Consider the following 25009-nt stretch of genomic DNA (forward strand, 5'->3'; position numbering starts at 1 on the left):
GCAATTAGCCGGAGCGGACTTGAAACGATTTAACCGCAGCGTTCACACCGTGGCCAACGCATTCCCCGAAGTGCCTTCGGAACATCGCACGGGGCTGCGAGCAACCACCCCCGCCCGCTACCTCAATCCGGCGGCGAAGACACGGATCCCCCGGCCGCGTGCTCGGTCGGCTCAGGCGTTGGGACGCTTGCCGTGATTGGCATTCTTCTTCTTACGGGCGCGTCGCTTGTTCCCTCGCTTAGCCATGGTGCACACATCCCTAAGTCAGGACTTTTCCGTGCCTTCACTCTAGATTCGGCCCGTGTTGTCCGCACCAGCGGTGCCACGACCTTCGATGCCGAGCCGGACGACGGCTGCGTCGAGACTGTGGCGCTCACCGTGGTACTGCGTCTGCGGTAGCGGTGATTGTCCGCAGGCGCACGACGACTGCGGAGCCCTTGCCGGGGGAGTCTGGGGATGTTCCCGAGACCAGATGTGGGGACCCCTGCGCCGCGATGCTCATACTGCACACGGTGCAGCCGTCGGCCGGGATGCTCACCGAGCAGGCCGTCTACCTCAGCGCCGCCGGGGTCGCCGGTGCGCTCACCGAGTTGCTTGAGCACCAACACCCGCCACAGGCTCTCCAGCGGAAAACGCGTCCTGGGATCCGACGCCTGCTGGGCCGCCGCCAAGCGCGGGCAACGACTGTGCCACTACGTGCCAGTCACGGGGGTGACCATCGGTCAACAGTGGAGCCCCCGGACCGCCGGGAAGCAGCGTGCGGCAGCCTGATTCACAGGTCAGGGGCCGCGTGCGGGCTGTCTGTGCGTCAGCCGACGTACTCAAGCCCCGTGGCCCGGCCCTCCTCGTCCCACCGAACCTCCAGGACGCGCGCGACGGCGTCGCGGTTGAGGGACCCGAAGACATGCGGGAACAGGACGTCCTCGGCGACCCCGGGCGGCGGGGCGGGCACCGCCGCCTCCCATTCGCACTTCGCGGTGAGCCGGTCCTCGTCGATGAGCAACGCCAGCAGCGGCCGGGGAGAGTCGCGGTAGAACGTGTTGACGACGGTGAGCGTGGTCGCTTCGTCGGGGGAACAGTGGACGAAGCCGTCCTCCGCGAGGGAAGCGGGGGCGTACGGCTGGTCGGGGCGGGCGCTCCACTCGTCGAGCGGCAGGACGTGATAAATCATGGCCCGGTTATACAGCAGCGTACGGCCACCCCGGACGCCAATGCCACGCTCGAAGAAGAACGCGAGCGGTACCTCTTCCACACCGGTGCTCCGAGGCGCCGACTCCCGCCGTGTGGCACGCGGCGGCCCACCGAGGCAGGCTGGACAGCAGAGTGGTCGTGCGAGTCATGCGCTCCGCCGGTCGGAGGGCGACTCGCCCCGTGCCATGACCCGCAGGGAGCAGAGACCATGATTCAGTCGGCCGACATCCGTGAGTGGCGCGACCACGACGTCGTCGACCCGAAGGGCCACAAGGTCGGCACGCTCGAAACGATCTACGTGAACACCAGCACCGACGAACCGGCCATGGCCACCGTCCGGACGGGACTGCCCACCCGCCAGCGCCTGGTGTTCGTCCCGCTCGACCAGGCGATCGTCGGACCCGGATACCTCAAAGTCGCCTACGCCAAGAAGCAGGTCCGGGCATCCCCGTCCATCGGCACGGACGGCGTCCTTCCCGCCGAAGGCGAGGAAGCGATCTTCCAGCACTACGGCTTGGCCTACCATCCCGGCACCGGCGGCGAACGAAAGCTCGCGCGCCGCTGACCGGCCGCACGCCCGCCCGAGTAGGTGTTCCTGACATGGCGATCTTCCTATTCCTGATCCTGGTCGCAGTCGTTCTGGGGCTGATCGGCGTGGCAGCCGAGGGACTGTTCTATCTGCTGATCATCGGCATCATCGTCCTGGTGGCCGACGTGATCTTCTTCGCTGCCCGCTGGTCCCGGCGTCCCCGCCGCCCCCGCCGCCCCCTCCGTTAGAAGAACAGTCCGGTGGGAGAACCGGGGCGCTCGGTCAGGTGCGCCATCTTTGACCCCATGGCATCGACTCCCTACCTGAGCCATTCCTGAGCCATTTCCGCAGGCCAGGGCAGATTGCGCAGGTGCTGCCAACCACGCCGTCGGCGTCGGGTTGACGACTTCCGCCATCCGGCGTAGTCCGGGGAGGGACTGGTCAGACATTTCGGGGAGGGCCGCGAAAGGAGTCCGATCATGCTCGGCGAACTGCTCAACGAGGAACGGGGAGAGACCACCGGAATGCGGGTCCTGCCCGCCGAGGACGGCCACCCCGCGATGGAGGTCTCCTTCCAGGCAGCGGGCACGCTTCTGGACACAGCCGCCAAGGACATGGGGACCTACGAGTCCTTCGTACGCCCGGACGGCACGCTCTTCGGCGATGGCCAAGGGATCCTCATGACCCAGGACGGGGAGACGGTCACCTGGCACGGTCAGGGCATCGGGCACTTCACCGACACCGGAGGCGTGAACTGGCGCGGCGCCATCTATTACCAGACCGCCTCCGCCAAGTTCGCCCGGCTCGCCGGAATCGCGGGAGTGTTCGAGTTCAATACTGACGAGCAGGGAAAGGTCGAGGCCAAGGTCTACGAGTGGAAGTAACACCTCCGCGGCACCCGCCCGCTGCCGCTGCCCCGGCCCATCTCCCGGCCGTCAATCGTGGCTCCCGTCACCCGCTCCACGAACAAGGCCCTGGTCACAGACCAGGGCCTTGTTTGTACCGCCTCCGGGCGGTGTATTGGTCACGCGCGCCCGCCCTCATCCGAAGTCCAGGTGCCCAGGGCGATCTCGGCAGTGATGCCGGGCCCGAAGCCGGCCATCAGGCCGCGGTGGCCGTCGAGGGCCGATGCCTCGTCGAACATGCGGGCCATGGCATCGAGCACTACCGCGCTGGCGATGTTGCCGTACTCGGTGAGTGTGGCGCGGCTGAAGCGGAACGCTTCGGGTGGCACGTCGAGGAAGTGGCTCAGGTCGTCCAGGATGCGCGGACCGCCCGCGTGGATGATGTAGAAGTCCAGCTTGCCGGCGTTCCACCCGTGCTGTTCCGCGACAGCGCTCAGAGCCGGTGTGAGCGGTTCCATGGTTCCAGGCACGCGCTTGTCGAGCTGGAAGTGGAAGCCCGTGGAGCGGATCGCGTAGGAGATCCAGTCCTCGGTGTTCGGGATGACGTAGGAGCCGTTGCGTTCCAGGCGGATCCCGGTGCCTCCGCTGCCCCGCACCACCGCGGCGGCGATCCCGTCGCCGAACAGGCCGTTGGACAGGAGCGATCCCACACCCACATCGGTGGGCTGGTAACACAGCGAGCAGAATTCGCAGGCAACGACAAGCACGTTGGCGTCGGGGTACGCCTGGCAGAAGTCGTGGGCCCGGTTGATGGCCGCACCGCCTGCGGCACAGCCGAGTTGGGCGATCGGCAACTGCCGTGTCTCGGGGCGGAAGCCCATGGTGTCCATGAGCCATGCCGTCGGCGGCGGCATCATGAAGCCGGTGCAGGAGACGTAGATGATCAAGTCGATCTGCTGCGGCTCCAGTTCCGCCTGATTGAGTGCCCGGCGCACCACGGCCGGAACGCGGGCCTTGGTTTCCGCCTCGTAAATGACACTGCGTTCATCGAAGCCCGGGTGCTTCAGCACCTTTTCTATCGGCTGTATGAGGTGTCGTTTCAGTACCCCGGTGTGCTCGATCAGATTGAGGACGAGATCGAGCTGCGGATGGTCGCTGTGCAACCTCTGAGCCAGTTCGAGAGTTTCGTCGTTGGTGATGATGTATTCGGGAACCGCGACTTCCGGTTTACAGAGAACCGCCATGGATCTCCTCCTAGCGGACTGTGATCCACACGGTACGACCCTGGGCCGATCGGGGGCGCGTTCGTCCGCACCTCCGCGTTCGTCCGCACCTCTGGGAGCGTGCGGACGGGCCGACCGTCGAACATTTGAGTTCTCGCCGTACGAGCAGAGGGCGTCTGCCACGCGGTTGACAACCGGATCTGAATTTACGGCAGGCGGATGAGAGCCGCATGTCGAGCGGAATGCCACCGTGATGACCCACGAATGATTCCGATTTGCCGCTCTCCATGGGCTGGCGCATCATCCATGGCAGCGATATCTGCGATATCTGCGGTACCTCAGGCCGGGTGCCGCGGACCCGGTGCCGCGGACCCGGTGCCGCGGACCGGGTGCCGCGTTCTGCGTAGCCGACGGCCGCGCGGAACGCGGCCGCCGGCCTGCCTTGCCGGGGTACCACCGTCACCAAGTGACGGGCAGTGCGAGCGGATAGCGCCAGATCGACGTTGTGTTCCAGCGCACTTCTTCGGTCTCCTTCGCCAGCCTCAGTTCAGGGAAGCGCTCCAGGAGAGTTTGGAATGCGACGTGAATTTCCATGGCGGCAAGCGGGGCGCCGAGACAGTGGTGCCCACCCCACCCGAAAGTCATGTGAGGCGGACCAGTGCGTTCCAGATCCAGTTCATCGGGCCGGTCGAACTTCCGGCCGTCCCGGTTGGCCGTCAGGTAGGAGACATGCACGATGTCCCCTGCCCGGATGGTCACCCCGCTCAGTTCTACGTCTTCGGTTGCGACGCGGGGGATGCCGACACCCTTGCGGAAGGGGATGAACCGCAACAGTTCCTCAATGGCCTGCGGGAGCATCTCGGGGCGGGCACGCAGCATGGCGAGCTCGTTGGGCCGAGTGAGAAGCGTGTAGGCGATGTTTCCGATCTCGTAGGTGGTTGTGTCCTGGCCGGTGATGAGCAAGACCATGGCCATGACGGTCAGTTCCTCGTCGTCGAGGACCTCATCTCCGTCGCGGGCGGTGGCCAGCGTGCTGATCAGGTCGTCGCCGGGGTTCTTGCGCCGGTGCGCCGTGAGCGTGCCGAAGTAGGCGCGGAGATCGGCTTTGGCCCGTACGGCGTCTTCCCGGTTGTCGATGCCGATGTCCATCATGGTCCGCGCGTGAGCACGCAGCTGCGAGCGATCGGCCTCGGGGATGTCGAGGACCTCGCAGATCGTGGTCAGGGGCAGCGGGTTCGCCAGGTGCTCGACGAGGTCGCCGGGGGAGCCGTACTCCGTCATCCGGTCCAGCAGTTGGTCCACGACATGCTGAGTACGGACTCGCATGTGTTCCAGGTGGCGCGGTGCGAAACCTTTGGAGATCAGGCTGCGCAGCCGGCTGCTGGCCGGTGGATCCATCACGTTGATCGCTTCATCCTGAACGATCGGCTCAGGTGTCATCCGCGGGAAGTTCCGGCCGATGACAGCTCTCCGGCTGAAACGCCGATCGGTGGTCACCGTACGCACGTCCTCGTAGCGGGTGACGAGCCAGGCTTCCCCCTCGCCATGGGGCAGCCGGATGCGGGCGACGGGTTCGTCGGTCAGTAGCTGCTTGAGTAGCGGGTCGAATTCGAGGGCCTCGGCATAGTCGAAAGGACAGTTCCGTGCGGTAGAGCCGGGTTCCATGCGGAGCTCCAGATAGGGGGACCCAAACGGGTGAATCGGTACTTACCGGTCTGAACGTGGCATGAATTCCCATTCACCTACAGATGTACGCACGGCTCCGTCTTCATTAGTCCACATGAAGGGCCAGTTACCGCTCCGAGCCCATTGGTTGAGACTTCACACGCCCCGGTACGGGTTTGGTAAGGCTTGCCTTATATGCTGACGCGGAAGCACAGCGGAAGCATTTTTATACCCGTACGACAGGACACCTCTCACTATGCGCACCACCACCCGCGGCCTGATCGCGGCACTCGCGCTCCCGCCCCTCCTTGCCGGCTGTTTCGCGGCGAGCGACGGCGGCGGCGACCGCGGCTCCGGTTCGGCCTCGGGCGGCGCGAAGCGCCTGCGGGTCGCCCTCGCCGTCCCGCCCGTCCAGGCCCTCTCCCCGTACAGCAATGACGCCACCGTGCTCAGCAAGCTGTCCGTCGCGGAGGGGCTGACCACGCTCGGCGCGGACGGCACCGCGCAGGCAGCGCTCGCGAAGACCTGGAAGCAGGTCGACGACACCACATGGACCTTCGAGCTGCGCAAGGCGTCCTTCCAGGACGGCACCGAGGTCACCGCCACGTCCGTGGTCAACGCTCTCGACCACGCGAACAAGGCCGGGACCAAGCCGCGGGTGCTCAGCGATGTCACGCTGACCGCCAAGGCCGATGACGCCGACACGGTCCGGATCACCACCAGCACGGCGGACCCCGTGCTCCCCCTGCGGCTGGCCAGCCCGGCGCTCGGCATCCTCTCCGCCAAGGCGTACGCGAAGGACGGCACCGTCAGCCCTGTCGGCACCGGCACCGGAGCCTTCGCGATCACCAAGCTGACCGGCAAGTCCAAGGCCGCCCTCAACCGCTTCGACGGCTACTGGGGCGGAAAGGCGAAGGCCGCCGGTATCGATGTGACGTGGATCGCCGACGGAACCGCCCGTGCCAACGCGCTGCGCGGCGGCGATGTCGACATCGCCGAGTGGATCCCCACCTCGCAGGCGAAGCTGCTCGACAAGAACACCCGCCACGAGGTGCCGTCCGTGCGCACCGACAGCCTGATCCTGAACACCGGCGGCGGCATCTTCACCGATGCCGCCCTGCGCGCCGCCGCCCGTGAGTCCGTTGACGGCTCGGTGCTCGTCGACTCCGTGTTCGGCGGGTACGCCGACGCGCCCAAGGGCCTGTTCGGCCCGGGTGTCTCCTGGGCAGCGGACGCCCGGGCCGAGGTGGCCGGTCGCGCGAAGGCCGCGAGCACTTCGCAGGTGAAGTCCAAGACCAAGGGCAAGTCTCTCCGGCTGGCCACCTACACCAACCGCAGCGAGCTGCCCGAGGCCGCGACCGTACTCCAGCAGCAGCTGGAGAAGGCCGGGTTCACGGTGAAGCAGGACATCCGCGAGTACACGCAGATGGAGGCGGACCTGCTCGCCGGGAAGTACGACGCGCTGGTCTTCTCGCGGGTGACGCTCCTGGACACCGGGGACGCGGTGTCGTACCTCGCCAGCGACTACACGAGCAAGGGCGTCTACAACATCGCCGGGCTCAAGGACTCCGCGGTGGACAGGGCGATCGCGGCGGCTGCCGAAGAGGGCGACACCGAGAAGCGGCGGCAGAAAATCATGGCGGCCGAGGCGGAGATCCTGCGCACCGACGCCGTGCTGCCACTGGTGCACGAGAGGGTCGTACAGGGCATCACCGCCGATGTCGAGGGTGTGCTGCTCGACCCGCGCGAGCGCTCCCTGATCAACGCCGACACGCACCTGAGTTAGATGAGCGACACGACTGTCCCGGCCCCGGTCCGCCGCTTCGCGTTCGCGTGGCGGGCCGGGGCCGGGCGTGTCCTCGCGGGTGCCGCGCTGCTGGTCACGGTCGCGCTGCTGCCCTGGCTCTCGCGCACCGACCCCGCGCTGACCGTGCTGCGCACCCGCTCGGCCGAGCAGGACCCGACGCCGGAGGCGCTCGCCGCCGTACGGGATCAACTCGGCCTGACTGATGGCCCGTTCGCGCTCCTCGGGCAATGGCTGGGCGGGCTGGCGCACGGGGACGCCGGAACCTCCTGGGTGTCCGGCGAGCCGGTGCTGCCGGAGCTGATGGCCGCGCTCGGGGTCTCACTCACGCTGGTGCTCGGTGCGCTGCTGGTCACCGTCGTGGTCGCCGCTCCGGTCGCCGCCCGCACGGTCTTCCTGGGTTCCCGGCGGCGGCTGCGGCACGGCCGGGCGGGCACCGGGGCCGCCGTGCTCGCGGCGCTGCCGAAGTTCCTGCTGGCCTCCGTGCTGGCCACGGTGTTCGGGGTCTGGCTGGGCTGGTTCCCGTCGAGCGGCTGGGAGGGGCCCGCGTCGATGGTGCTGCCCGCGCTGGCGCTCGGGGTGCCGTCGGGCGCGATGATCGGCGGGCTGCTCGACCAGTCGCTGCCCGCCGCGTTCAACGAGCCCTGGGCGCGCACCTGGTACGCCGTCGGCTTCCCGCCGGGCCATGCGGCCCGGCACGCTCTGCGCCGTACCCTGCCCGGGGTGCTGCCGCAGCTTCTGCCCACGGTCGTCGCGCTCGTCGGCGGGGCCGTCGCGGTGGAGAAGATCTTCAACATCCCCGGAGTCGGCCGGCTGGTCCTGGACGCCGCCATCGCCCAGGATCTGCCGCTGCTGCAGGCCGGGACGCTGACGCTGATCCTGCTGGGAACGGCCGCCGGGCTCGGGCTACGGGCCGCGCGGCACCGGCTGCTCGGCCCCGCCCTGCGCGAGGGCGCGCTGCCCACGCTGCACCGCCCGCCGCTGCCCGTACCGGGGTCGACGCGGTACGTCGCCGGGGCCTGCGCCCTCGTACTGCTGGCGCTGGTCACGGCGGGGCTGCTGCGTGATCCCCTGCACGTGGACACGGCGGCGCGGCTGCTTCCGCCGTCCCTGGAGCACCCACTGGGGACGGACTCGCTGGGCCGCGATCTGCTGGCCCGGCTGGGCCACGGCGCCCTGCGCACGGCGGCCGTCGCGTTGGCCGTGACCGCGGTCAGTGTGGTCCTCGGCGTGCTGCTCGGCATGGTGCCGCAGGCGAGCGCGGGGCTGACGGACGTGGTGGCGACGCTGCCCGCCGTGCTGGCCGGGCTGCTGGTCACCGGCCTCATCGGGCCCTCCGTCCTCGGCGCCGCGCTCGCGGTGTGCGTGGTCGGCTGGAGCCCGTACGCCGCCCAGACCTCGGCGCTCCTCCAACAGGAGCGGGCGAGCGGCCATATCGCGGCGGCGGTCGCGCTGGGCGCCGGGCGGTGGCATCTGCTGCGCCGCCATCTGCTGCCCGCGCTGGTGCCGCCGCTGCTGCGCAACGCCCTGCTGCGGCTGCCCACCGCCGTCCTGGTACTGGCCTCGCTCGGCTTCCTGGGCCTGGGGGAGCGACCGCCCTCGCCGGAGTGGGGGCGGCTGCTGTCGGAGAACCAGCCCTACGCCGAGCTGGCGCCCTGGACCGTGCTGGGGCCCGCCGCCGCGCTCGTGGTGCTGGCCGTGCTCGCGGTCACGGCCGCCACGATCGTACGAAGTGAAGGAAGAACCGTTCCTGGAGACTGAGCGGGAGTGGGTCCTGTTGCCAGGACTGCCGGGCGGCACGCTTCTGGTGCGTGGTCCGGGAATGTGGGGGCGGGTTTCCTCACGCCCCGGGGCGCCCGGTCGGGCCGGGACGGTCCGATGCCCGTAACGATCGCTCTGGTCGTTACGGGGCGGTGTCGTCCGTCGCCTGATCGGGTGCCCAAAGGCGCGCCGTGCGATCGCCACGGCTGCCGCGTCGTGTCGAGTGGTCTTCCTGGTGGGGGTGGTGAGGGGTTTTTGCCAGTGCTGGGCGCCCCAGCGGCTGGTGCAGGCGGGGTCGACCGCGACGACTGCGATGTCTTGTTCGGCGGCCATCGAGACCAGCCGGGCCCTGAGGCCGCCTGGCCGCGCCGGGCCGGCGCCCACTGCCCATGCGTCGCCTTGGTGGCGCTCCCCGCCCACCGCGCCGAACAGAACCCGGTCGGGAGGAGATAGGGGCACCCCGATGAACCGTCAGGTGTCGAACTCGCAGTCGCGGGTCTCCGGCAGGGCCAGCAGGCACAGAAGACTCAGCAGGCAGAGTCCGCCGGTGTAGAAGCCGAGCACGAGCGGTGATTCCCACTGGCTGTTCAGCCAGGTCGCGATGAGCGGGGCGAAGCCGCCGCCGAGGGTGTTGGCCAGGATGAAGGCCGCGGAGGCACCGGTGTAGCGCAGGTGGGCGGGGAACAGCTCGGGCAGGAAGGCCGCCACGGGGGAGAACATCAGCGCGAGCAGCAGGAGTCCGACCGTGTAGGCACCCGTGATCACCAGGCCGTTGCGCGAGCTCAGGGAGGCGTACATGGGCACGGCCCACAGGACACAGCCGACGGCTCCGGTCAGCATCACCGGGCGGCGACCGATCCGGTCGGCCAGCCTGGCGACCGGGATGGTGATGGCGATTCCTGCCGCCGCGCCAATGCTCGCGGCGGTCAGCATGGTGTTCTGGGGAATGTCGAGCGACTTCGGCCCGTACGACAGGCTGTAGACGATCGTCAGGTAGTAGACGGCCGAGCCGCCGATGGCCGCGCCCGTACCCAGGAGCAGTCGGCGGGGGTGCGTTTTCAGGAGCGTACCGAGCGGAAACCGGGACGCCTGCGCCTGTGTCGTACGGCGGTTTTCGGAGCTGAACACGGGTGACTCGGAGATTGTCGTACGCACCCACAGGCCGACCACGACGAGCACGGTGCTCAGCACGAACGGAATCCGCCAGGCGCCGTTCGTGAAGCCGTCCCGGCCCGCGATGGCGAGGGTGGGCAGGATGACGGCGCTGGAGAGCAGGAAGCCGAGCGAGGGGCCGGCCTGCGGGATGGACGCGTACAGCGCGCGGCGTCCGGGCGGCGCGTGCTCAACGGCGAGCAGCACCGCCCCGCCCCACTCACCCCCCAGGCTCAGGCCCTGCAGCAGACGGAGCGTCACCAGCAGGATGGGAGCGAGGACTCCGGCGGTCTCGTATGTCGGCAGCAGTCCGACGCCGACCGTTGCCACGCCCATCAGTAAGAGCGAGGAGACCAGGGCCGGTCGGCGGCCCAGCCGATCACCGATCGTCCCGAACAGTACGACGCCGAGGGGGCGGGCCAGGAAGGCCGCGGCGAAGGTGAGGAACGCGGCCAGGGAGGAGGCGGTGGCATTGCCGGAGGGGAAGAAGGCGGGACCGAGGACGAGCGCGGCGGCGGTGCCGTACACGGCGAAGTCGTAGTACTCGATCGTGGTGCCGATCAGACTCGCGACGGCGACCCGCGACACCTTGCTCTTCGCTTCCAGCGGTGGTGACGCGACAGGTCTGGCACCCACGGCCTCGGGAGCGATCTCGGACGGTGAATCGGGCATGGGGGCTCATTTCCGGTGTGCCTGGATCCGGATGTCGGGGTCCAGGTGGTTACCTCGCATGAAATAGGAGCCGGAGCGCGCCCGTCACCTTAATCCCGGAAATTCAACGCCGACAAGGAAGGGGACTCATCCATTTCACACCAAAGGAGACCACTGGGGCCAGAGATCGTAAGCGCCCGCCCCATATCTCACAAAAGCTATAAAGCGTGCAATGCGGCTACGAGCATGACCGAATCCGAAGGAATGGCCATAGATCACACTAAACGCTACTACTCAGCTACGGGCCGTATGAACCCCCGCGATTCTCGTCACCCAAAGCCGCAAATCTGCCCACTCCAACCAATAAATATGCAGAGTAACGTATAGAAATTTACCACCGTCACCACTTGCCAACGGACGATCACAGAGGGAATGCTGATGCTGGCATAGGTTGAATCTTTTAGCACTCTCCTTTTCCCGAATATCGGGCCGCAAATGGATGCCACGGTACGGCTATTCCGGAAACCGTGCGGCCACTGGGCTTGGAAGGCACATCACCCGTGTTGAGAAGTGGCAAGGAATTCCGATTACGAAGACTGTCGTTGACGGGTGACAAAAAGTACCTGTTCGTCCCTCTCGACCACAGCGTGTCGGACGGCCCAGTCGTCCCCGCCGCCCAGTGGGACGACCTGCTGCGGGCGCTGGTGGCCGGCGGGGCCGACGGGATCATCGTCCACAAGGGGCGGGCCCGCTCCATCGCGCCGGACATTTTGGGGAACTGCGCGCTGGTGGTGCATCTGAGCGCCAGTACCGCGTGCGCCGCCGACGTCAACGCCAAGGTACTGGTGGGCGACGTCGAGGAGGCGCTGCGGCTCGGTGCGGACGCGGTCAGCGTCCATGTGAACATCGGCTCGGACACCGAGGGGCAGCAGCTCGCCGACCTGGGGACGGTGGCCCGCTCCTGCGACATGTGGGGCGTGCCGCTGATCGCGATGATCTACCCGCGGGGCCCCCGAATCGAGAACCCGCACGATCCGGCCCTCCTCGCGCATCTGGTCAATGTCGCGGCAGACCTGGGCGCCGACCTGGTGAAGACCTCCGTCGCCCTGCCCCTCGCCCGGATGGCCGAGGTGGTGGCCAACAGCCCCATCCCCGTACTGGCGGCCGGAGGCCCGCCGGACGGCTCCGACCTCATCGAGTACGGCAGGTCCGTGATGGCCTCCGGCTGCCAGGGGCTGGCCGTAGGCCGCCGGATCTTCTCGGCACGCTCACCCGCCTCGCTGGTGTCCCGGCTCTCCGCTGTCGTACACGGCAGCGGCGGCGACGGCGACGGCAATGGCGGAGACAGCGGCACGGAGCCGGTGACACATCCCGGCGGAACAACCGATGACATGGCTCAATACCCGACGATCGTGGCAGGTGTCGCATGAGATTCGCATGGATCGATCTCCGTGAAGTCCCCCGACCGCAGCTCCAGGCAGTGGTGGACGCGGCCATCCACTCCCGGATGGCCGGGGTGGTGGCCACCGACGCCGAGCTGCTCGGGACGCTACCGCCGACCATCACCCGGATGCTGATCCCCGGCGATCCGGCACCGGCCACCGCGAAGAAGTCCGGCGACAAGGGCGACAAGGAGGGGAAGGAGGCGAAGGAGGCCAGGTTCGCGGCCGGAGCCAAGGCCCCCGCCGAAACCGGAATCGACGTCCTGCTGCGGAAGTTCACTACCCAGGACGAGCTGGACGCCCTCGCCGCGGAGAACCGTGCCGCCGGTTCCACGCCCACCGCCGGCTTCATCGACGTACGCGACGACCGCACCCTGCGGCTGTCGTGCACGGGCGCCATGGTGCTGCCGTACACCGTCATCCACTTCGCCGACCCGACCAAGATCCCACTGGAGATCGTGCTCGCCGCGGCCGAGTCCGCCGCCGGCAAGCTGGTGACCGTCGTCGCCGACCTGGAAGAGGCGGCCATCGTCTTCGACGTGCTGGAGCGCGGATCGGACGGCATCCTGTACGCGCCCCGCAGCGCCGACGACGTATTCGCGCTGGCGCGGCTGCTGCAGGCCACCACACCCCAGCTGACACTGTCCACGCTGACCGTGGAGAGCATCGCGCACGTCGGGCTCGGCGACCGCGTCTGTGTGGACACCTGCACCCACTTCGAGGAGGACGAGGGCATCCTCGTCGGCTCGTACTCCTCCGGTTTCGTGCTCTGCTGCAGCGAGACCCACCCGCTGCCGTACATGCCGACCCGGCCGTTCCGGGTCAATGCCGGTGCCCTGCACTCGTACACGCTCGGACCCGACAACCGCACCAGCTACCTCAGCGAGGTGGGCTCCGGCAGCGCCCTGCTGGCGGTCGGCGCGGACGGCCGCACCCGGCGGGTCGTGGTCGGCCGCGCGAAACTGGAGTCCCGGCCGCTGCTGGAGATCCGCGCCCACGCCGAGGACGGGCGGCTTGTCAGCCTGACCGTGCAGGACGACTGGCATGTACGGGTGCTCGGCCCGGGCGGGAAGGTCCTCAACGTCACCGAACTGCGGACGGGAGACGAGCTGCTCGGCTATCTGGCCCAGGACAAGCGCCATGTCGGCCTGCCGATCGGCGAGTTCTGCAAGGAGACGTGATGGGCGGCCTGATGGACGGCCAGGGAGACGGCCTGGGAGACGGCTTGGCCGACGGCCCGGCAGGCGGTCCCGAGGACGGCGGGATGGGCGCTCTGCTCCAGCGGCTGTTCGACAGGCAGGACGACGGTCTGCCGTACCTGACCTACCGCCAGGAGACGGTCACCAGAGGCGACTTACGCGACCGGGAGGCCAGGCAGGCCAAGGCGTTCGCCGGATACGGCATCGGCCCGGGCAGCACCGTGGGCCTGCGGACACCGCCCAGCTTCACCCAGGTCGAGGTGCTGCTCGCGCTGTGGCGGCTCGGCGCCCAGGTGATGCTCTTCGACTTCCGGCTCAAGCCGGCCGAGGTGGACACGCTGTGCGCCTCCTGCCGGCCGCAGTTCATGGTCCGGGCCGGTTCCAACGTCCGGGCGGCGTTCGGCTTCCGCCCCGAGTACGAGGTCGTCACCGAGCGCCGCGGAGACGGGCGGCCCGCCACCACCGGACACCGGATGGTCCAGTTCAGCTCGGGCTCCACCGGGCGGCCGAAGGTGATCGGCAGGACCGCCCGGTCGCTCGCCGTCGAGGTGGAGAGGTTCACCCGGATCCCCGGCATGCCGGGCGAGGGCGACCGGCTGCTGCTGCTCAGTTCGACAGCGCACAGCTTCGGTCTGATCGGCGGGCTGCTGCACTCGCTGGCGGCCGGCGTCTCCGTGGTCTTCACGCCCCGGGTATCGGCCCGCGACATCCTGCGGACCGCGGTGGACCACCGGATCACCGCCCTGTTCGCGGTGCCGATGCACTACGAACTGCTCGCCGCCGCCATAAGTCCCCCCGAACTGCCCGAGCTGCGGGTCGCGGTGTCGGGCGGCGAGCTGATGCCCCCGAAGGTCGCGACGCGGTTCGCCGAACGGTACGGCGTACCGGTCGGCGAGTCGTACGGGACCACCGAGACCGGCGTGACCGCCATGGACGTCAGCGGCGCGCTGCGGCCCTCGGTCGGCCGGACCGCACCGGGTGTGGTGGTACGGGAGCACAAGGGCGAACTGGATGTCGCGCTGGACGAGTCGCCGTATCTCTTCGACTCGGGCGGCACGCAGTACGCGGACGGCTGGCTGCACACCCGGGACCGGGCCACGGTGGACGGTACCGGGGTGGTCCACGTGCACGGCCGCGCCGACTCGCTCGTCGTGATCGGCGGCCTCAAGGTGGATCTCACCGAGGTCGAGAACGTGCTGCGCGAGCACCCGGCCGTCGAGCAGGCGGTCCTGGTCCACGACGGCACGACCGAGGCGTATGTCGCGGTGGCCGCCGGGGACGAGCAGCCGACCGCGGAGGAACTGCTGCGCTGGTGCCGGGAGCGGCTGGCCGACTACAAGCTGCCGCGGGTGATCCGGTTGCTGGAGTCCCTGCCCCGTACGGCCAACGGGAAGCTGGTGCGTCAGGCGTCGACGCTGCACGCCGCCTCGGAGATTCGTTAGACACACGCTGTTCGCCACTGTTCGCCACTGTTCACCCGACTCTTTCACCGGAGGCACCAATCATGAGCACGTCAATATCCCTGGAAGACGAGATTCGCGAGTTCGTACTGAACACGGTCATCGACGAGATGAACATCCTGATGAGCCGCGACGGTATTACGGACGAGAGCCTGGTGACCGTCAGCGGGCTGGAGCTGGACTCACTGAGCCTGATCGAACTCACCCTGCGGCTGGAGACACAGTTCGGCGTGGAGATCCCGGACACCGACATCGAGCCCCTGGCCTCCCTGACCCTCGGCGGACTCGTCGCCGAGATCGTCCGGCGCGGTGCGAAGGTATGAGCGAGGCAGCCACAGCGGGAGCCACAACAAGCCACGGGGATCCCGCGCTGTCGCCCATCACCACCGACACCGTCCGGGATCTGCTGTCGGACCGCAAGATCTTCCCGGGGGTGCCCGCCGACCTCGGCGAGGACTCCGAACTGATACTGGACTCCCTCGGGTTGGTGTGGCTGCTGCACGTGGTGGAGGAGCGCCACGGCCTGATCGTCGAGCCCACCGACGCCGACATCGCCGAGCTGACCTCCCTCCGGCGGCTCACCACGTATCTGCGCGCCGCCCAGACGGAGGGGGCCGAAGGCGCGGAAGGTGGCTGCGGCGATGAGCGGTGAGGTGACAGTGACCGGATTCGGTGTACGCACCGCGTTCGGCCAGGGCGCCGAGTGCCTGCGGCGCGGGGTCTTCGCGGGGATTCCCGCGTTCACGGCGACCACGAGGTTCGACACCGGTCCGTACCGTACGACGATGGCAGCCGCCGCCCCGGACGGGCCCGCCGCGGTCGAGGACTGGGCGCTGCGCCACGCACTCGCCCAGTGCGGGGCGGAAGCCGTCGACATGGCCGGCCTCCGCCCGGGCACGGAAGCGGCGGTACTGCTCGGCATCGCCGGTGACAACACCAGCATTACCCGCTACTGGCGAACCGCCGTCGGCTCCCCGCTCAGCCCGGGTGAACCCGGCGAGAACAGCGAGAACGGGGAGGGCGGCGAGGACGGCGAGGACGGCGCCACGGTGGGGCGGGCCGCCGACGCCGTGCCCGCGCGGCTTACCGAGCTGCTGGCCGGGCGGCTCAAGCTGACCGGGCCGCAGCTCACCTTCACCAACGCGTGTGTCGCCTCCGCCGCCGCGATCATCCATGCCTGCCGGCTGATCTCCTCCGGCCGGATCGATGTGGCGGTCTGCGCGGGCGGATATCTGGTGGAGGAGGAGACCTTCGGCAAGTTCGATTCCGGCCGGGCGCTGTCCCGCGACGGCATGGTGCGCCCGTTCAGCGCGGACCGCAGTGGACTGCTGCTGGGCGACGGGGTGGCGGCCGTCGTGCTGGAGTCCGCCGAGCACGCCCGGCGCCGCGGTGCCCGGCCACTGGCGACCGTGGTGGGCTGGGGCGCGGCTACGGACGCCTACCAGATCGCCCAGCCGCACCCGGAGGGTGCCGGGCTGGCGAGCGCGGCGCGGCAGGCGCTGCGGCTCGCCGGAGATCCGGACGGGGCCGCCCTCGGCTATGTCAACGCCCACGGCACCGGCACCAAGTACAACGACGGGGCCGAGACGCGCGGACTGCGGGCCGCCTTCCCGGAGCGGGCCGAGTCGATACCGGTCAGCTCCACCAAGAGCACCACCGGCCATCTCCTGGAGGCGGCGGGCGTGGTGGAGTTCGTGATCACGATGCTGGCCCTGACGGACGGTGTTCTGCCGCCGACCGCCGGGTTCACCAGGCCGGACCCGGAGTGCGACCTCGACTACGTACCGAACCGGCCGCGTTCGGCCGACCTGCGCCGGGCCCTCACCGTCAACGCCGCCTTCGGGGGCGCCAACACCGCACTCGTGCTGGAGCGGCCGTGAAAACCGAGAAGGCCGTGAAAACCGAGAAGACGGTACTCCGCTCGTCCCTCGACATCCTCGCGACCGCCACCGCTACCCACGGCACCGGGCGGAGCGGCGACATACCGTTGCCGAGACTGTCCGGGTTCGTGGAGTCCTCCTTCAGCCCTTTGGCGTACGAGGTCAGCAGGCAGTGCCTGACCGAGCGGCCCGGGGACGACCCGGACGGCTCGGACGGCTCACGTACCGCCGTGGCGCTGGCCAGCCTGATGGGTGACACCACCACCGCGGACCTTGCCAGCAGGCGCATGGTCTCCGGGCGGGTCCACAACCCGCTGCTGTTCATGCAGGCCACCGCCAATTCCGTACTGGGCTATGTGAGCCGGGAGTTCGGGATCACCGGGCAGATGTTCAGCCTCTCCACGCTCGACGATCCGGTGACCGAACTGCTGGCCATGGCGGAACTGCTGCTGGAGGACCCGGGGCTGGACCGGGTCCTGGTGCTGGGCGTGGAGTTGACCGGGATGGGGGCGCCCCCGGCCGAAGGGCAGGGGAGGGTGGCCGCCGCGTACCGGGAACTGGCCGCCGAAACCGGCCGCCCGGTCCCGACCCCGTCCCTGCCCTCGCCCCTGCCCCCGTCCGCCGGTCTGGCAGTCGCGGTGCTGCTCGGCCGGACAGGCGCCGGGGCACCGGTGTCGATCCGGTCAACCCAAGAGAACAACGCCGACAGCACCGGGACGCCGGGGCATCCCGGAAGCATCCAGAGCATGTTCGACCTGGCCGCCGCCCACCAGCGGCTGCTGCGGGACGGCGGCAGCCACCTCCTGGTGACGGACCCGGCGGCGCGGCGCGGCTCCACCGCGTTCACCCTCACCACGAACACGAGGAACGAGACGGAGAACCATGCTCATCAGTAGGCAGGAGCGGGGGCAGATCTGTGCCGACACCGAGCTCGGCGCCGGCAATGTCCTGCACCGTCTGAAGGAGTACGACCGCCCTCTCGATGAGCCCGTGCTGTGGACGGACGGCACCTGGCAGGCGCCGGACGGCAGCCGCCCCGACATGCTGACACTCGGTCAGTTGGTCGAGGCGGTCGAGACCTACGCCGGCTGGTACGCCAACCAGGGCGTCAAGCCCCGCGACCCGGTCGCCGTACACACCTATTCCGGCGCCGAGTTCGCGGTCAACTTTCTGGCGCTGACGGCCCTCGGCGCCATCCCGTCGTTCGTCAACGGCAATCTGCGCCCGGAGATCGTCCGCGAGTACGTACGCGGACAGGGCGCGGTGGGCGCCTTCACGGACCGGGAGCACCATTCCGTACTGTCGGAGTCGGAATCGGAGTCCGGACTCGGCTTCTGCGTGACCGCCGCCGACATCCGGCCGCACCACCGCGAACTGCTGCCGCCTTCGTACCCGTACCGGCATCACCCCACCGATCCGGTGCTCATCTCGCACTCCTCCGGCACCACCGGCATGCCCAAGGGCGTGCCGCACACCCACCAGACGCTGATGTACGCGCAGCTGCACCGGCTCCGCTACTCCACCGGGGCCGACATGGAGCGCACGCTGGTGGGGCTGCCGGGCGCGCACAACGCCGCCGTGGCGACGCTGCTGTACTGCCTGCTGCTGCGCGCGAACATCAAGCTGCTCTCCAGCCAACGCGGCACCGATGTCCTGGACGCCATCGAGGCGTTCCGGCCGGGCACGGTGCTGGCCTTCGCCGCAACCTTCGGCGAGATGGCCGCGGAGAATCTGTCGGCTCGCGATCTGTCCAGCGTGCAGGTGTGGTTCAACACCGGGGACTCGGCGCACGAGGCACACATCCGGGCCCTGGTACCGCACGGCAGCCACGAGCGGATCGGCAGGGATCTGCGCCGCGCCAGGGTCGAGGGTTCGGTCTTCGTGGACGGGTTCGGCTCGTCGGAGGCCGGCTACTCGGTCTTCCACAACCGGCACACCAAGGACACCTCGGCGTACTCGCGCTGCATCGGCAAGCCGATCAGCTTCGCCGAGGCCGCCGTGCTCGCCGAGGACGGCACGCCGCTGCCGCCCGGGGAGATCGGCCGCCTCGGGCTGAAGTCGCCGACACTCACCCCCGGGTACTGGAACGACTCGCTGACCTTCCACCGGCTGCGGCTGGGTGGCTACTGGCTCACCGGGGACCTCGCCCGCCAGGACGAGGAGGGGAACTTCTACCACCTCGACCGGGTGCCGGACGCCATCCGGACCCGGAACGGGATCCTGTTCAGCACCCGTACCGAGGAGCTGCTGCTGCGGGAGCTGCCCGAGTTGGCGGACTGCACGGTCGTCGGAGTCGCCCCGGAGGGGGTACGGGCGGACTGGGACGGCGACGGAGAAGCCCAGGCGTACGCGCTGCTCCAGCTCGCGCACGACGACAGCGGCAACAGCGGTGACAGCGACGAGGCGTGGACCGACCGGGTCAACGCGGCCCTGACGGGTGCCGGACTTCCACCGGTGACCCGGGCCCTGCGGATGAAGCCCGACGAGGTGGCCAAGGGCGCCACGGGCAAGGTCCTCAAACGAGTGATGCGCGACCGGTTGGCCGCAAAGGAGCAAGCATGAGCACGGGCACGGGCACTGGCACTGGCACGAGCGGCGACAGCGTCAACCACCGCGCCCAGACGGTGGAGGCGTACCGGCTGTGGTGGCAGCACGACGCCCACTGGTACCAAGGGGTGGCCAAACGGTTCGGACAGCAGGCCGCGAACGAGCTCAACGCCGAGGCGCTGCGCCAGGTCGCCCTCCAGGTCGGGCAGCGTGTCGCCCGCCGGAGCGGCGGGCTCCCCGAGAGCGGTGACAACGGCAAGGACCTGGAGGAGCTGCGACTCCGGTACGACGAGTGCGGTGACCGGATGTTCCCGCGTGAACTGCGCAACGCCTCGACCGAAGTGATCGGCGACGACCTGATCGTGCTCACGCTGCGGCGGAACTTCGCCATCACCATGCTGCGGATGGCCGGCTCGCTGGAGGGCTACGTCTGCCCGTGCACCGACATCCACGCGGGCTGGTCCGAGGGACTCGGCGTCAGCCTGTCGGAGAACCGCGCCACGAGCTGTCTGGCGCACGGCGACAAGGCGTGCCGCCTGCTGATGCGGGTCAGCACGCCGGACGCGCATGCCGACGCCGAGTCCGCCGTTCCCCTCTCCTCCTCTCCCGAGACGGAGAGCTGAGCCGTGCGGGTGCTTGTCGCAGGGGCCACCGGAGTGGTCGGACACCCGCTGGTGGGCGCGCTTCGGGCGCGGGGGCACCAGGTGAGCGCGCTGGTCCGTGCCGCGTCCCGGGCCGAGGCCCCGGACGCTGACGCGGTCGTGACCGCCGATGCCCTCGACCGGGAGGCGCTGCTGTCGGCGGTGTCGGCCGCCCGGCCGGAGGTGATCGTCCACCAGATGACGGCGTTCCGGCTGCTGGGCGACGACCCCGCCGGGGCCTTCGCGCTGACCGCACGGCTGCGTACCGAGGGCACCGCCAACCTGATCGCGGCGGCCCGTGCGGCGGGTGCGCGGCGGCTGGTCGCGCAGAGCATCGCCTTCGCCGCCGCCCCGGCCGGGGAGCCGGTCCTCGACGAGGACGCGCCGCTGTACCTTCAGGCCCCGGATCCCGGCTGGGCCGCCACTGTAGGGGCCGTCGCCGAGCTGGAGCGGCTGGTCCTGGGCAGCCCGGACCTCGCGGGTGTGGTGCTGCGGTACGGCGCGCTGTACGGCGCAGGGACCGCGTACGCCCGTACCGGCGGGACCGGGCAGTCGGTGCTGGCCGGTCGGCTTCCGCTGCCCGGGGGCGCGTCCGGGATCACCTCGTTCCTGCATGTGGAGGATGCCGTGGGGGCCGCGGTGTCGGCCGTCGAGTCGGACGCCGTCGGCCTCTTCCACGTGACGGACGACGACCCGGCTCCGGCGGCGCAGTGGCTTCCGCACTACGCCCGTACGTTGGGGGGACCGCCTCCGCGCACGATCCCGGCCGCGCTCGCGCCCCGCCTGCTCGGCTGGTTCACCGCCCATCAGCTCACCGCGGCGCGCGGGGCGGCCAACGCCCGGGCCCGTACGGCGCTGGGCTGGAAGCCGCTGCGGCCGAGCTGGCGCGACGTGCTGGGACAGGAATGACCGGGCCGACGCGGCCGGGAGGCCGTCCGGTGAGCGCGGCCGGCGCAGCGAGCGAGACAGGCAAGGCGGGCGAGGCAGGCAAGGCGGGCGAGGCAGGCAAGGCGGGCGAGAGGGCGGCCCCGCCCCGGCCGTGGGCCGTCGTCACAGTCATGGTCTGCGCCCAGATGCTGATCTGGCTGGACACCTCGATCCTCAATGTCGCCGTAACCACGCTGGCCGACCCGGTCCAGGGACTGGGTGCTACCCCCGCCGAACTGGAGTGGGTAGCGAGCGCGTACACCCTGGTCTTCGCCGGCACCCTCTTCGCGGGCGGTGCGCTGGCCGACCGTTTCGGCCCCCGTGCCACCCTCCTCACCGGTCTGACACTGTTCGCCGCCGCCTCCGGCGCCGGGGCCTTCGCCGGAAACGCGACCTGGCTCATCGTGGCGCGCGGCTTCATGGGCGCGGGCAGCGCGCTCCTGATGCCCGCGACGCTGTCGGTCATCGTGCAGAGCACCCCGGAGGAGAAACGCACCCGGGCGATCGCGATCTGGAGCTCCTCCAGCGGCCTCGGCGTGGCCGTCGGCCCGGTCGTGGGCGGGGCGCTGCTCAGCAACTTCTGGTGGGGCTCGGTGTTCCTGGTCAATGTGCCGATCGTCGTCCTGTGTCTGGCCGGTGTGGTGGCCGTCGTACCGAAGCTGAGCGGTTCGCGGCGCCGGGTGCTCGACCTGCCGGGACTGGCCATGTCGGTGCTCGGGCTGGGGGGTCTGGTCTACGGGATCATCGAACTCGGCAATCAGGAGACCTGGTACGGGCCGCACGTCCTGCTCCCTCTCCTGCTGGGCGGCGCGCTGCTCGCCGCTTTCGTGGCCGGTCAGCGCAGATCCCCCGCCCCCAGCCTGGACCTCCGGCTGTTCCGGCAGCCCGGGTTCACGGCCGGGAGTGTGGTGCTGCTGGTGGCGTTCATGGCACTGGCCGGGCACCTGTTCTACGCGGCCTTCTACCTCCAGGGCCCCCGCGGGCTCTCCCCCGCGTACGCCGGAACCGTGATGATCGCCGCCGCGGTCGGCATCGTCCTGGGCAGTCAGGCTTCGCCGGGGGCAAGCAGGCTGTTGTCGGCCCGGTGGACGGTCGCAGCCGGAATACTCGCCACCGGCGCCACATACATCGCCTATCTGTGGTGCGACGAGCGGACTTCGGTCCTGGTCATCGCCGCGCTGCTGTGGGTGCAGGGGTTCGGTATGGGCCTGGTCGGTACGCCGGTCACGGCCATGATGATGAGCGGGGTGCCGCAGCATCTCGCCGGCGCCGGATCGGCGGTCAACAGTGTCACGCGGCAGGTTGGCGGGACACTCGGGGTGGCGATCACCGGCTCGATCCTCTCCGGGGTGTACCGGGAGCGGATGGCCGGTGCCGTGCTGCCCGGGGGACCGTCCGGGTTGCCGCCGGGGGCCGAGGAGGAGGCCCGGACCTCCGCCGAGGCGGCACGGTCGCTGGCCGGTTCGCTGCGACTGCCGGAACTGGCGGAGGCGGCGGACAGCGCCTTCCTCGACGCGATGTACGCGGCCACGGTCTGGACCGCCGTACTGGCCTTCGCCGGGCTCGCCTTCTGTGTCGTAGGGATGCGCATACGGGGACGGCCGCAGAACCTCCAGGAAGAGCCGGAAGAACCGGAAGAACCGCGAGACGCGGGACACCTGCGGAGTGGGAAGGCACGATGAGGCGGACAACGGCGCGGACAACGGCCCGTTCGGTCCTGGTGACCGGGGGAAACAGGGGGATCGGGCTGGCCATAGCCCGCCGCTTCGCCGCGGCCGGGGACCTCGTCGCGGTGACCTACCGCGGTGATGAACCGCCCGGGGAGGAGGGCCTACTCGCCGTACAGTGTGATGTGACGGACAGTCACCAGGTGGAGCGGGCCTTCAAGGAGGCCGAGTCGGTCCACGGTCCGGTCACCGTTCTGGTCGCCAACGCCGGTGTCACCCAGGACCGGCTGCTCGTGCGGATGAGCGAGGCGGACTTCACCTCGGTCATCGACACCAACCTCACCGGGGCCTTCCGGGTCGCCCAGCGCGCGATACGCGGAATGCTCCGGGAAGGCCATGGCCGTATCGTGCTGATCTCTTCGACGGCGGCGCTGCACGGCGCCCCTGGACAGACCAACTATGCGGCGGCGAAGGCTGGTCTGGTCGGTTTCGCGCGGTCGCTGACCCACGAGCTCGGCCCCCGGGACATCACCTGCAATGTGGTGGCGCCCGGCCTGACCGAGACGGACATGAGCCGTGCGCTCACCGCGGAACAACGCCGGGAGCTGCTGCGCCGGACCCCGGCCGGACGGCCGGCCCAGCCAGAGGAGGTCGCCGACGCGGTGGCGTTCCTGGCCGGTGCCGGCTCTGTGCGCGGCGCCGTGATCCCGGTCGACGGAGGCGCCGGGCTGGGACACTGAGGCGAGACCGAAGCCACGGCATCGAGTCCGCATACGCGCCCACCCGGCGTCCGCCGCTTCGCGCCGGACATTGCTCCTGCGGGACCCACAGAAGGTGTCGCATGGACGTTGACCCACCGCAGCCGCCAGGTGACAAGGGCGTCCCCTCCCGTTGCCGTACCGGGCGCAGGCCATCGTCCTCGCCCAGGCCAACGGCCTCACGGCGGCGGACATCCTCCCGCAAGCCGCCGAGAACATGACCGGCGAGAACGTGACCGGGATGTCGGGCTTCCACTCCTTCTACGCCGCGCGCGCCGACGCCGGCGTCGACACCGCGCCGGCCGGCCGCCCCGGCCGCCGTGGTGGCCCTGTTCGGGCGCGGCATGGACGCCGGACACACGGCGGACAGCGCCTCCCAGTCTGGTGGAACTGATGAAGACGGCTCAGGCCTTGCCTGCCCAGCCGCATCCGCTTGCGAACAAACCCCAAAGAAAGTGAGATTTCTCTCCATTAGGACTAGCTTCGCAATACGGACAGAGTTAGGCTAATAACAAGCCTGCGGGGCGAGCGAGGGAGCTCGACCAAAGGGACGTGTTCGAGAGGACTGCGGTTCTCGAGAATGCGCCCTGGAGGAAGGGCTGAGAGGCTGGACGGCCGAGAGGCCCGAAGGCGACCTCCACCACCTGATCCGGACAATGCCGGCGAAGGAAGCCCACCTCGCAGGCGTTGTGCTGTGCACATACGCCGATACGCCCGCCGGCCATGCCGGCATCTCTCCGCGGCCCGCGGCTTCGCGTGGCCGCGTCTGTATGTGCAGATCGCTCTCTCACCGTCGCCGCGTCCGGCTGCCTGGCCGGCAAAGCGTCAAGCGGCGTCAAGCAGTGCGTCAAGCAGTGGTCAACCGACTCGGGCATACCCCTAGCCCGTTCGCCGTCTCTCTGGTGCTTCCTCCACCGTGACGGTCTTTGCTCCGGTGACCTGCGTAAACGATCAAGCGACAGCCGCTACTACGCCTGCCCGGGTGACACATGTGGCAACGCGTCGTGTTGCGGCGCTTACGGACTGTCGGTTGCCTCGTGAGCGAAGCACAGCAGAGGCGCCGCGCAAACAGGCCGGACGCTGCTCCCTTGGAGGATCCTCATGCGCAACACACATGTTGGTGTAGGTATCGGCCTGACTGTCGGTGCCCTTGTTCTGTCGGTCCCGGCCGCTCACGCCGCCGACGACTCAGAGATCCGCATCCGCCCGGGGAACGCCTCCCCGGGCTCCACGGTCACCGTCAGTACCACCGCCTGCGGCCCGGAAGTTACCTACGGCAAGGGCACGTCGGAGGCGGGAGGGGCGTTCCACCTGTTCGAGGGCGACGGTGAAGGTGTGCTCACCGGCCGGTTCAAGGTCCCGGAAGAGACCGGGCCCGGCACCCACGCCGTCACCGTGAAGTGCCCACCGCGGATCAAGCTCACCGATACGCACGAGATCACCGGCCACAGCCCACACGGCGCGATCGACGCCGGTATCGGGGCCGACGGCAAAGGCACGCAGTTCGCCCTGGGCGGTGTGCTGCTCGCTGGAGCCGCCGCCGGGGGTGTGGTCAGGATGCGCCGCCGCCCGAGCGTCGCTGACCGAACCTGACCGCCCAACTCCCGCCACACCGGCCCCCGGACACCGCATCGGCCCGGGGGTCGCGACGGCCCCACCCCACCCCG

General features: G+C 69.6%; 24 protein-coding genes and 1 pseudogene. 19 read left to right on the forward strand and 6 right to left on the reverse strand.

Annotated features, from left to right (window positions below; genetic code table 11):
• Positions 1-171 precede the first annotated feature (171 nt).
• Positions 172-246 carry a 50S ribosomal protein bL37 gene (locus ACIHCQ_RS01585; RefSeq protein WP_015034725.1) on the reverse strand — a complete coding sequence of 25 codons (75 nt, stop codon included), beginning with the start codon at positions 244-246 and terminating at the stop codon, positions 172-174.
• A 562-nt stretch (positions 247-808) separates the two neighbouring features.
• Entirely contained in the window at positions 809-1171 is a 363-nt protein-coding gene (locus ACIHCQ_RS01590; protein WP_399657549.1) for a DUF952 domain-containing protein, read from the reverse strand.
• Between the two features lie 228 nt (positions 1172-1399).
• Between ACIHCQ_RS01590 and ACIHCQ_RS01595 the strand changes: the two genes are divergently transcribed.
• From ACIHCQ_RS01595 to ACIHCQ_RS01605, 3 genes are all read left to right on the forward strand, one after another.
• Positions 1400-1756, forward strand: a complete 357-nt coding sequence (locus ACIHCQ_RS01595) for a PRC-barrel domain-containing protein (RefSeq protein ID WP_399656693.1) — start codon at positions 1400-1402, stop codon at positions 1754-1756.
• 35 nt (positions 1757-1791) lie between these two features.
• Positions 1792-1968 (forward strand): hypothetical protein, encoded by a 177-nt coding sequence (locus ACIHCQ_RS01600; protein ID WP_399656695.1) that lies wholly within the window; start codon positions 1792-1794, stop codon positions 1966-1968.
• Positions 1969-2199: 231 nt separating this feature from the next.
• Positions 2200-2604, forward strand: a complete 405-nt coding sequence (locus ACIHCQ_RS01605; protein WP_399656697.1) for a hypothetical protein — start codon at positions 2200-2202, stop codon at positions 2602-2604.
• Between the two features lie 140 nt (positions 2605-2744).
• On the opposite strand, the gene ACIHCQ_RS01610 is transcribed toward ACIHCQ_RS01605, so the two are convergent.
• Both ACIHCQ_RS01610 and ACIHCQ_RS01615 read right to left on the reverse strand, forming a co-directional pair.
• Positions 2745-3809, reverse strand: a complete 1065-nt coding sequence (locus tag ACIHCQ_RS01610) for a type III polyketide synthase (RefSeq protein ID WP_399656699.1) — start codon at positions 3807-3809, stop codon at positions 2745-2747.
• A 438-nt stretch (positions 3810-4247) separates the two neighbouring features.
• Positions 4248-5453: a cytochrome P450 gene (locus ACIHCQ_RS01615; protein WP_399656701.1), complete on the reverse strand. Its 1206-nt coding sequence runs from the start codon at positions 5451-5453 to the stop codon at positions 4248-4250.
• Between the two features lie 256 nt (positions 5454-5709).
• Between ACIHCQ_RS01615 and ACIHCQ_RS01620 the strand changes: the two genes are divergently transcribed.
• Positions 5710-7239 (forward strand): ABC transporter substrate-binding protein, encoded by a 1530-nt coding sequence (locus ACIHCQ_RS01620; protein WP_399656703.1) that lies wholly within the window; start codon positions 5710-5712, stop codon positions 7237-7239.
• On the forward strand, positions 7240-9018 hold the full coding sequence (locus tag ACIHCQ_RS01625) for an ABC transporter permease subunit (RefSeq protein ID WP_399656705.1): 1779 nt from the start codon (positions 7240-7242) through the stop codon (positions 9016-9018).
• A gap of 12 nt (positions 9019-9030) precedes the next feature.
• Here ACIHCQ_RS01625 and ACIHCQ_RS01630 read toward each other — a convergent pair.
• Both ACIHCQ_RS01630 and ACIHCQ_RS01635 read right to left on the reverse strand, forming a co-directional pair.
• Positions 9031-9378: pseudogene (locus tag ACIHCQ_RS01630) on the reverse strand (IS200/IS605 family accessory protein TnpB-related protein); the annotation flags it as partial.
• A 111-nt stretch (positions 9379-9489) separates the two neighbouring features.
• The gene (locus ACIHCQ_RS01635; RefSeq protein WP_399656707.1) at positions 9490-10842 is read right to left on the reverse strand and encodes an MFS transporter; all 1353 of its coding nucleotides are present in this window, start codon (positions 10840-10842) and stop codon (positions 9490-9492) included.
• Positions 10843-11381: 539 nt separating this feature from the next.
• Between ACIHCQ_RS01635 and ACIHCQ_RS01640 the strand changes: the two genes are divergently transcribed.
• The 14 genes from ACIHCQ_RS01640 (at position 11382) to ACIHCQ_RS01705 (ending at position 24935) form a co-directional block, all read left to right on the forward strand.
• Positions 11382-12251 (forward strand): 2-amino-3,7-dideoxy-D-threo-hept-6-ulosonate synthase, encoded by an 870-nt coding sequence (locus ACIHCQ_RS01640; protein ID WP_399656709.1) that lies wholly within the window; start codon positions 11382-11384, stop codon positions 12249-12251.
• Entirely contained in the window at positions 12248-13444 is a 1197-nt protein-coding gene (locus tag ACIHCQ_RS01645; protein WP_399656711.1) for a 3-dehydroquinate synthase II family protein, read from the forward strand. The genes ACIHCQ_RS01640 and ACIHCQ_RS01645 overlap by 4 nt, the downstream gene beginning before the upstream one ends.
• 83 nt (positions 13445-13527) lie before the next feature.
• Positions 13528-14904, forward strand: coding sequence for a class I adenylate-forming enzyme family protein (locus ACIHCQ_RS01650; RefSeq protein ID WP_399657552.1), 1377 nt, complete (start codon positions 13528-13530; stop codon positions 14902-14904).
• A gap of 62 nt (positions 14905-14966) precedes the next feature.
• Positions 14967-15245 carry an acyl carrier protein gene (locus ACIHCQ_RS01655; protein ID WP_399656713.1) on the forward strand — a complete coding sequence of 93 codons (279 nt, stop codon included), beginning with the start codon at positions 14967-14969 and terminating at the stop codon, positions 15243-15245.
• Positions 15242-15574, forward strand: a complete 333-nt coding sequence (locus tag ACIHCQ_RS01660) for an acyl carrier protein (RefSeq protein WP_399656715.1) — start codon at positions 15242-15244, stop codon at positions 15572-15574. Before ACIHCQ_RS01655 ends, ACIHCQ_RS01660 begins: the two co-directional genes overlap by 4 nt.
• Positions 15564-16802: a beta-ketoacyl-[acyl-carrier-protein] synthase family protein gene (locus ACIHCQ_RS01665; protein WP_399656717.1), complete on the forward strand. Its 1239-nt coding sequence runs from the start codon at positions 15564-15566 to the stop codon at positions 16800-16802. Before ACIHCQ_RS01660 ends, ACIHCQ_RS01665 begins: the two co-directional genes overlap by 11 nt.
• The gene (locus tag ACIHCQ_RS01670) at positions 16799-17698 is read left to right on the forward strand and encodes a hypothetical protein (RefSeq protein ID WP_399656719.1); all 900 of its coding nucleotides are present in this window, start codon (positions 16799-16801) and stop codon (positions 17696-17698) included. Before ACIHCQ_RS01665 ends, ACIHCQ_RS01670 begins: the two co-directional genes overlap by 4 nt.
• Positions 17685-19364 carry a class I adenylate-forming enzyme family protein gene (locus tag ACIHCQ_RS01675; RefSeq protein ID WP_399656721.1) on the forward strand — a complete coding sequence of 560 codons (1680 nt, stop codon included), beginning with the start codon at positions 17685-17687 and terminating at the stop codon, positions 19362-19364. Before ACIHCQ_RS01670 ends, ACIHCQ_RS01675 begins: the two co-directional genes overlap by 14 nt.
• On the forward strand, positions 19361-19972 hold the full coding sequence (locus tag ACIHCQ_RS01680; protein WP_399656723.1) for a hypothetical protein: 612 nt from the start codon (positions 19361-19363) through the stop codon (positions 19970-19972). Before ACIHCQ_RS01675 ends, ACIHCQ_RS01680 begins: the two co-directional genes overlap by 4 nt.
• A 3-nt stretch (positions 19973-19975) precedes the next feature.
• Positions 19976-20899: an NAD-dependent epimerase/dehydratase family protein gene (locus ACIHCQ_RS01685; RefSeq protein ID WP_399656725.1), complete on the forward strand. Its 924-nt coding sequence runs from the start codon at positions 19976-19978 to the stop codon at positions 20897-20899.
• A 29-nt stretch (positions 20900-20928) separates the two neighbouring features.
• Positions 20929-22599, forward strand: a complete 1671-nt coding sequence (locus tag ACIHCQ_RS01690) for an MFS transporter (protein ID WP_399656727.1) — start codon at positions 20929-20931, stop codon at positions 22597-22599.
• The gene (gene fabG, locus ACIHCQ_RS01695; RefSeq protein WP_399656729.1) at positions 22596-23324 is read left to right on the forward strand and encodes a 3-oxoacyl-ACP reductase FabG; all 729 of its coding nucleotides are present in this window, start codon (positions 22596-22598) and stop codon (positions 23322-23324) included. Before ACIHCQ_RS01690 ends, fabG begins: the two co-directional genes overlap by 4 nt.
• A gap of 151 nt (positions 23325-23475) precedes the next feature.
• On the forward strand, positions 23476-23736 hold the full coding sequence (locus tag ACIHCQ_RS01700; protein WP_399656731.1) for a hypothetical protein: 261 nt from the start codon (positions 23476-23478) through the stop codon (positions 23734-23736).
• A 707-nt stretch (positions 23737-24443) separates the two neighbouring features.
• On the forward strand, positions 24444-24935 hold the full coding sequence (locus ACIHCQ_RS01705) for a sortase (protein ID WP_399656732.1): 492 nt from the start codon (positions 24444-24446) through the stop codon (positions 24933-24935).
• The last annotated feature ends 74 nt before the right edge of the window (positions 24936-25009 follow it).

It is taken from the genome of Streptomyces sp. NPDC052236, assembly GCF_044548015.1.
GTDB lineage: Bacteria > Actinomycetota > Actinomycetes > Streptomycetales > Streptomycetaceae > Streptomyces.